This window comes from Paraburkholderia sp. SIMBA_027 (genome assembly GCF_046535315.1).
GTDB classification, from domain to species: domain Bacteria; phylum Pseudomonadota; class Gammaproteobacteria; order Burkholderiales; family Burkholderiaceae; genus Paraburkholderia; species Paraburkholderia tropica.
Genome location: NZ_JAWRWY010000013.1, coordinates 278,281 through 286,454 on the forward strand (window position 1 = coordinate 278,281; position 8,174 = coordinate 286,454).

Here is an 8,174-nt window from a genome sequence, read left to right on the forward strand (position 1 = left end):
TCAATAATTCGCTATAATCCGCACTCGCGATAAAACAAGCAAATAGCATCAATTCGCAGAAAAAAAGGGGGCGCGATGGACGCGCAATATCCGGTAACAAGCGTTTCCGGGGGATATTTCCAGCAGGATCGGCTGGTCATGCTCGACACGCCGTTGGGCCGCGATGCGCTGATACCGCAGAGAGTTGTCGGCCGCTCGCGACTAGGCCGTCACTTCGAGTTCACGGTCGATGTCGCTTCGACGGCGGTCGTGCTCGATCTCAAGTCGTTGATCGCGCAACCCGTCACGCTCTGGATCCAGCAAGCCGACAAAACGTACGCGCCGCATCATGGCTACGTACACACTGCACGGCGACTCGGCTCCAACGGCGGTCTCACGAGCTATCAGCTCGCGTTTGCGTCATGGTTGCACTTCCTGCGATTTCGCCGCGACCAGCGGATCTGGCAAGACGTGACCGCCGAGACCATCGTTGCCGATGTCTTCAACGCTCATCCGCAGGCTCAGGGCATGTACCGCTTTGCGCTCTCGAAAAACCTGCCGATTCGCTCCTACTGCCGTCAGGACGAAAGCGACTGGAATTTTGTGCACCGCCTGCTCGAATCCGAAGGGCTATACGGTTACTGGCAGCAGGCACAAGACGGCCACTCTCACACGCTTGTCATCACTGACCGCCTGCAGACGCTCGATCCGATCGCATTCGGGACGGTGTGCTTCCATCGCGCAGGCGCTGGGAGCGAGGTAGACGCGCTCACTCAATGGTCGGGCACGCGCACACTGCAAAGCTCCGTGCTAACCACGCGCACCTTCGACTACAAGGCGCCTTCGACGCGGTACAACCCGAAGGACACCAGCATCCCAACGATGCCCGATCAGGGCGCGTTGCCGGAGCAGACCGAAGTTTACGAGTACACCGGTGCCTACACGTATGCGGACCAGAAGCGCGGCGATGAACTGTCTCGCATCCGCATGGAGGAATGGGAGTCACGCGCGAAGCGATTTCACGGTGTCGGCGGCGTGCGCGGCGCCGACGCGGGCCGCCGTTTCCTGTTGCACGGTCATCCCGACCACGACCGCGATCCCACGAGCCAGCGCGAATTCGCAATCATCGAGACATCCTGGACGATCGAGAACAACCTGCCCGGTAACAGCAAGAGCCCGCTCTTTCCACACAGCCTGCAAGGCACACTTGCCAACGCGCGCGCAAGCCAAGGCGACGCTGAGTCATTCGCGGTGCCGCACGCAGATGGATCGGAAGGCTTTTATCGCATCGAGATCGAAGCACAACGCACGACGGTACCTTTCCGAAGTCCACTCGAACACGCGAAGCCTCAGACCCACCTGGAGTCTGCGATCGTCGTCGGCCCTGCGAACGAAGAGGTCTACACCGACGCGCTGAATCGTATCAAGGTCCAGTTTATCTGGGACCGCGAGGGCGGCTACGACGAGCGCTCCTCTTCCTGGGTGCGTGTCGCTCAGTCCGACACGGGTGACGGCTACGGCGGCGTGCACATTCCGCGCGTCGGCGAGGAGGTGTTGATCGACCATATCGGCAGCGACTGCGACCGGCCCGTCGTTGTCGCGCGCCTGTACAACAGCGCGGCCACGCCGCAATGGCATTCGCATGGTCTGCTCTCGGGCTATCGCTCGAAGGAATACGGCGGCGCTGGCTACAACCAGATGGTGATGGACGATTCGACCGGCCAGAATCGCGTACAACTCTACAGCAGCAGCGCGAATTCGCATTTGCATCTAGGGTATCTCGTACAGCACACCGGCAATAACCGCGGCACCTATCTGGGCAGCGGCTTTGACCTCAAGTCCGAGGCGTGGGGTGCGATCCGCGCTGGCCGCGGTTTGTTCGTGACGACGCACCCCGCCACTGCCACGCAGCCGATGAGCACCGGGCAGGCTAGCGAGCAACTCGCGCGCGCCGACGCACTCGTCGAAAATCTATCGCAGGCGAGCGCCGCCAATCGCGCAGAGAGCCTGCAAGCGGCACAGGACGCGCTCAAGGACTTCTCCGACGCCACCCAGCACAGCGTCGCCGGCACCCAGTCCGGAGGCCGGACTGCGGGCGGGGGTGACGGCAATGCGAACGGCTTCGAGAAACCAATCATGCTAATGGCGAGCCCGGCGGGCATCGCACTTTCAACACAACAGTCCACGCATGTGACCTCAGATCAACACGTCACGATAGCGAGTGGGCAGAACACGCACATCGCGGCGGGCAAGTCACTGCTTGCGAGCGTCGGGGAAAAGCTCAGCCTGTTCGTGCAGAACGCGGGCATGAAGCTGTTCGCAGCAAAAGGCAAAGTCGAGATCAACGCGCAGAGCGACGAACTAGCGCTTTCTGCGCTCAAGGACCTCAAGATCACAAGCGCGAACGGCAGGCTGGTACTGACCGCGGAGAAGGAAGTGTGGATCGGCGCTGGCGGCTCATATATTCGCATCAACGGCAATCTCATTGAGAATGGGACGCCGGGCCAGATCCTCGAGCGCGGCGCCTCGTGGCAGAAGCAGGCCGCGACCAGCGTACAGCAGCAGCAACAGACATTCTTCGAGAGCCAGACGCCGCTCGCGTTTAGTCAACAGCTATTCCTCGACGACGTTCTGCACAAGCCCGAGGGTACGGCAACTGAAGTCAACTACACGTTCGTCGATGCAGCGGGTGCAGTGCTCGGCAGTGGTGTCATCGATGGAGCAGGCAAAACGCTGCGCGCTTTCACCGACACGCCGCAGCCAATCAAGGCCATGCTCGACCTGGGCCAAGGCAAATGGACCGCCCTACAGTACGACGAACCATACAATCTGCTGACCAATGCCACCGACAACCCCGACGCCGGCGTATTCGACTATCCAGATCACGCCGACGCCGCGTCAAACGACAGCAGCGACACGCACGCCAGCGACCCGAGCGACGACGACGTCAACTATAGCGTAGAGGGTTCACGCGCATGAAGCAGACGGACGTGCGCCAACCATCCGCGTCTGCGCAGAACATTTGAAAATCAATCGGGATCCGCCACACATGAAGCACCGTATCGCCCCATCCGTGCTGCTGGGACTGCTGTTTTTCCCAGCAATGCAAAGCGCAATCGCCCAGGCGCCGCTTGACATCGCGCTCGGCGCGCCCGCCGGTTTCATCGCATCGGATATCCACGCGGGCGGCGACGGCCGCTACTGCATAAGCGGCTCGGTTGTCGATGACACGGGGCCGAGCGAATCGGCCTACGTACTGCTCGTGGACACGACGCACCGGCAGGTACTATGGCGCGCTTCGATTCCGCATGGTCATAACACCGTGGGCAACACCGCGACGCGCTGCATTGGCGACGGCAAGGCCTGGTACGCCGTTACCGAAGAGCACACGAACCGTGCCGAGTCGCTCAACCAGACCAAGGTCATCATCAACAAGCTATCAAGTCAGGGCGTGCTGCTCAAGCAGCAGGCGATCAACGCCGGCTTCGACGAGTGGTCGTATCTGCTCGACGCAAACGCTGGCGGCGTCGCCGTCGCGGGCGGCACGAGCGCGACGCTCGAACGCGGCGGCAGCTTCGGCACCTGGGTCGCCCGGTTCGACACCGATCTGCAGCCGACCCAGACCGTCAAGCTCGACAACGGTGCGTTCTGGACAGACACGCGGGCACAACTCGACGGAAACCATCTGCTGCTGTCTGGCGAGTTTCTTCCGAACAAGGGGCCTCAGGCTGGTGGACGTGATGCCTATGCCACCGCAAAGATTGATCTCGCCAGCCGGAAGTATGCGTGGGCCAACTATGCGTTACCCGATAACACACGCTCGGCCAATGCGGTGTTCTCGACGGACGGCACAACGTACATGGTCGGCTTCACGCCGAACGATCTAGCTGTCGCCAAAGTCGATCGTACAGGTAAAACGCTCAGTGCCTTCACCGTCAAAAAGCCGCTGTGCGGCGCCGATGCGCTGACACTGAGTGGCAGCACACTCAAGGCCATCGGTACTGCATGTGATGGCGACGCCCCCGCCATAGCGAGCATCGACTTAGCATCGAAGGCGGCAACAGCCGCCCGTGCTCTCGGCGGCGATGTGTCGGCATCTACCTTCGACGGCGATGTCTGGGTCGGCATCGTGAAGACGAAAGCGCACGACCAGTTCTTCAGGCGCAGTGCACAATAAAGCGGCGGAGCGGATATGGCAACAGCGGCAAAGAACGAGTACCCGTACGAGAAGAAACTGGCATTCATCCAGGCGCTCTACTGCCCGGCGCGTCAGTGCGCCGACGAAACCGGCTGTTCCTGGCAGTTAATCCTCGCCCAGGCGGCGCAGGAAACGGGCTGGGGTGAGAAAGTGCTCCCCGGCACAAACAACGTCTTTAACATCAAGGCGACACCTGACTGGCCGGGACCACAGGCAACCTTCCGCGTTTGGGAGGAGGTGGACGGCGTGAAGGTGTGGGTCAACGCGCCGTTTCGCATCTACCCAAACTACCTCGAAAGCCTTCGTGATCGCCAAAAGTTCCTGAAGGAAAATCCGCGCTACACGAAAGCGGGCCTCTACGACGATGGCACCAAAGGTGACCTCGTCAAGGAGGCGAACGCGCTGCACAACGCCGGTTACGCAACCGACAAGCTCTACGCCAGCAAGCTCAAGGAAGTCTTCGACGGCCCGACCATGAAGCGCGCGATCACCGCCGCGCAGAAGGAAGGCTGCAAGGGTTGCCTGCCAACCATCAACGTCTATCTGCGCGATGCCGCGCGCGTCGAGCTCGCGAACGTCAAGGTCAAGGCAACTCAGGGCACCAACACCTGCCAGCTCCTCACCGACAAGACCGGCCACGTGCAGGTCCAAGCCGCGTTGTCGGGCGGACAGATCGCTTTGGAGGTGTGGTCGGAACACGACAAGCGGTGGATTGCGATTCCGGACAAGATCACGCCGACTTCGCCTCCAACCGCCGTCACGCTTGTAGGGCCGACGATTGTCGTCGAAACGTCGACCCAGCATCATGTGCCGGCGGCGGAAACGAATACGCCTGAAGCCTCGCAAAAAGCCTCAACGCCCACATCGGCTACACATGCGAGCGACGCTAAAACTACGTCCTCCACAAACGCTGGTGCTGCCCACCCAGCGCTGCAAGACTACACGATCAAAAAGGGCGACTCCCTCAGCCAGATCGCCAGGACCCATCACACGAGCTATCTGACCATCGCACGCCTGAATGGCATCACCTCTCCCTATCACATTTTTCCAGGTCAGGTGCTGCGCGTGCCGAAGGTCACGCAAGCCGCCAAAGGCACTTCCCCCGCATCGACCACTACCGCCGCTTCGCCCACCGCTGCCCACACGACAGCCCCTGCGCCATCAGCCGCCTCCGTACCCACGCACGAGCAACATTCGGAGAACACAGTCCACGCCGTTCATCTGCGCAACGAGGCAGACCATCCACAAATCGACGTACTGAGCGGTCGCCGCGCCCCGTGGATGACCATCGCTGAGCAGGAGTTCCATGCGGGCGTGAAGCGCCGAGGTGGCGCACATCCCGATCAACACATCATGGAATACTTCAGCGCGACAAGCCTGGGGCGCCAACACACCGACACAGTGCCGTGGTGCGCCGCTTTCGTGAACTGGTGCATGACGCGCGCAGGCTTTCGCGGCAACAACAACGCCGGTGCCAACAGCCTCGCATCCTGGGGCAAGCCGACACAGGGCAACAAGCCCGCGTACGGCGCCGTCGCGGTTGTGCATATTCCACCGCACAATATCCCGCACGTCACCTTCGTGAACGGCGCGGCCACACTCGACGCGCACGGTAACGTTACGCGTATTGCGACGCTCGGCGGCAACCAGGGCCACGCGCACGAGGTAAGCGAAAGCTCGCTGCCCGCGTCGTGGGTCGTCGCCTACCGCTTCCCGTCCGATTACACGGAATCACCTGACGACTATCACCTGCAGCGCGCGCATACGGACAATGCGCAAATGACTGCCGCCTCGACGCATTAACGCGTCGACCGAAAGCGTCCCGACAATCAACCCAGGAAAGTCACCCAGTGAAAATTCGCATGCACCTCGCCTCGTTCTACAGCGCCGCGCTCGCCACCGCACTCGTCCTCGGCTGCGGCCAAGCCTTCGCGCAGACGGTCGTGCTCAAGGCTGACGCGCAGCAAGGCACGCTGGTGCTCAAGAGCGCCCCAGCAACCGCTGGTGCCGAGAAGCGTTACGCCTACACCCTTGCACTCAACACCCCCGACTGCAAATTGTCAGCATCCGGCACTGCCATGTTTTTTCGCAAGACTGACGGCATGAGTGATTCCGCATATCTGCCCGATGGTGATAACGTCAAGACCAACCAGTTCATTGATCATGGCGAGATCGGCGACGTCATTATCACGATCGACGTCGAGTCGAAGCGGCCGAAATACGCGAACGTCATGGTCGACAATCCCAAACCGGCGAGCAACGGTTGCTTCAAGGTAAAGGACGGCAGTTACGAGTTCTACAGCAAATGAGCTTCGCATGCCGCGCCCACGAGCGAGTCACGACACACTAGGAGCCCTAAGGCAATGGATCTGATTCGACTCGGCGACGATACCGATCACGGCGGCAAGGTCGCCACGGCGTCACAAGCAATGCAACTCGACGGCCGCTACGTCGCGCGTAAGGGCGATGAGGTCACGTGTCCGCGGCACGAGGACATACGACCGAATGTAATCATCGAAGGCGACGAGTCGATCACCGACGACGGCGTTCCCATCGCACGCGACGGACACCGCGCGACGTGCGGCTGTCGCCTGATTTCCAGCGTGATCTAAGGGCCGCATCGAGCCAATGCCCCCTCGAAGACTGGGCAAACGTCTGAAATAATGCAAATAGCCGTCATAGCGTATATGGCTGAACGACTGGCCGACTTAGGTCGAACTCAGTCACTCGCCGTTCGTCTCCATACGATGTGATACGAAGGAAGGGCATCCTTGCCTTGCTCACCTGAAAGACGAGAAATGCCGACAACACGATGAGGAACTCCGCGGATGCACGCGTCAATGGAGACGCAAGAGCTCGAAGCGGTGCTCCACGGCACGCAGTGGTTAATCTCGCCGACTTCGGGTGAATGACAGGAGCCTGACACTGATGATAGGCACACGGCCGCACGCCGGTGGAAGGATGAAGCCCGCGTGTTCGCTATCGAGCGGCCGTGACCTTTCCCCTCCGAAGTATCCCGCTGTAGAGTTAGTGGCAAGGCCGCAGGAGAAACCTTGTCATGAAGAAGTCGCGGTTCAGCGAAGAGCAGATTATCGGGGTGCTGAAGAAAGCCGATGCTGGCATGAAGGTCGCAGACTTGTGCCGCAAGCACGGCATATCGGATGCGACGTTCTATAACTGGCGCAGCCTCTGTGAATCAGCCGTGCACGGGAAGGGCGTGGTTTATAGGCCGTTTACGGAGCAACTACGTCAGAGGGGACGGCGACTGGAGCTGATTCAAGTCGACAACGAGCCGGAGTTCGTCAGCAAGGCGCTCGATGCATGGGCGCACGAACATGGCGTCGATCTGCCGCTCATCCGTCCTGGAGAGCCGGTGGAAAACGCACACATCGAAAGCTTCAACGACCGGCTGCGCGAAAGGTGTTTGAAGCAGCATGCGTTCGTCAGTCTCGACGATGCCCGCACGCCGATCAAAGCGTGCCGCACGGACTACAACTCGGTGCGCCCGCATAGTGCCTTGAGGCAACTGGCACCGGACCAATTCCGACAACTGCATCAACCGAAAACCGGCGAGACCACTAACTTACGAATGGTGCACTCGGCAGGGTGAGGTCAGTCGGGCCAGATCTTTTACCCTCGGTGTCTCTTCGGTAAATCGCGCGCTTACCGGAAGGAACACAACGGGGAAGGCATGATGCACCACTGGCTCGCCGAGCATCACGTGCTTGAGCGCGTGCGCCGCAGACATTGAGCTGAGGCGCGGGCCATTGCGGCCCCTGGTTGTGGTCAGACGGACGTTGCGTCTATTCTGCGTCTATTCTGTGGCTGCTCGATAGCAGCTGCGGGGAGCGGTTTGCTATTCGCGCTACCGTGAGCTAGCCGAGCACGTTAGTCACTAGCCGGCAAGCCGCTTTTTCCCGCGCCCAAACGCCAGAACCCCGGCTCTCCTTCTGGAGAAGCCGGGGTTCTGGACGTACTGCATAAGAAGCCTGACGAT

At 60.8% G+C, this 8,174-nt stretch carries 6 protein-coding genes and 1 pseudogene; all 7 read left to right on the forward strand.

Translation table 11 applies throughout. The annotated features are described in order from the left end of the window. Positions 1–75 precede the first annotated feature (75 nt). On the forward strand, positions 76–2,958 hold the full coding sequence (locus SB764_RS25255; RefSeq protein WP_321892549.1) for a type VI secretion system Vgr family protein: 2,883 nt from the start codon (positions 76–78) through the stop codon (positions 2,956–2,958). A gap of 70 nt (positions 2,959–3,028) precedes the next feature. Continuing rightward, entirely contained in the window at positions 3,029–4,156 is a 1,128-nt protein-coding gene (locus SB764_RS25260; protein WP_321892550.1) for a hypothetical protein, read from the forward strand. 15 nt (positions 4,157–4,171) lie between these two features. After that, on the forward strand, positions 4,172–5,980 hold the full coding sequence (locus SB764_RS25265) for a TIGR02594 family protein (RefSeq protein ID WP_321892551.1): 1,809 nt from the start codon (positions 4,172–4,174) through the stop codon (positions 5,978–5,980). 47 nt (positions 5,981–6,027) lie between these two features. Continuing rightward, on the forward strand, positions 6,028–6,486 hold the full coding sequence (locus SB764_RS25270) for a hypothetical protein (protein WP_321892553.1): 459 nt from the start codon (positions 6,028–6,030) through the stop codon (positions 6,484–6,486). A gap of 54 nt (positions 6,487–6,540) precedes the next feature. Next, complete coding sequence (locus SB764_RS25275) at positions 6,541–6,789, forward strand: PAAR domain-containing protein (RefSeq protein ID WP_410865372.1); 249 nt, start codon at positions 6,541–6,543, stop codon at positions 6,787–6,789. 446 nt (positions 6,790–7,235) lie between these two features. Then, a pseudogene (locus SB764_RS25280) lies at positions 7,236–7,364 on the forward strand (transposase); the annotation flags it as partial. Between the two features lie 30 nt (positions 7,365–7,394). Beyond that, positions 7,395–7,787 carry an integrase core domain-containing protein gene (locus SB764_RS25285; RefSeq protein ID WP_410865387.1) on the forward strand — a complete coding sequence of 131 codons (393 nt, stop codon included), beginning with the start codon at positions 7,395–7,397 and terminating at the stop codon, positions 7,785–7,787. Positions 7,788–8,174: the final 387 nt, after the last annotated feature.

Excerpts from the sequence above, each read along its gene's own strand:
- SB764_RS25255 (WP_321892549.1), top strand. The coding sequence starts at position 76 with ATGGACGCGCAATATCCGGTAACAAGCGTTTCCGGGGGATATTTCCAG.
- SB764_RS25260 (WP_321892550.1), top strand. The coding sequence starts at position 3,029 with ATGAAGCACCGTATCGCCCCATCCGTGCTGCTGGGACTGCTGTTTTTC.
- SB764_RS25265 (WP_321892551.1), top strand. The coding sequence starts at position 4,172 with ATGGCAACAGCGGCAAAGAACGAGTACCCGTACGAGAAGAAACTGGCA.
- SB764_RS25275 (WP_410865372.1), top strand. The coding sequence starts at position 6,541 with ATGGATCTGATTCGACTCGGCGACGATACCGATCACGGCGGCAAGGTC.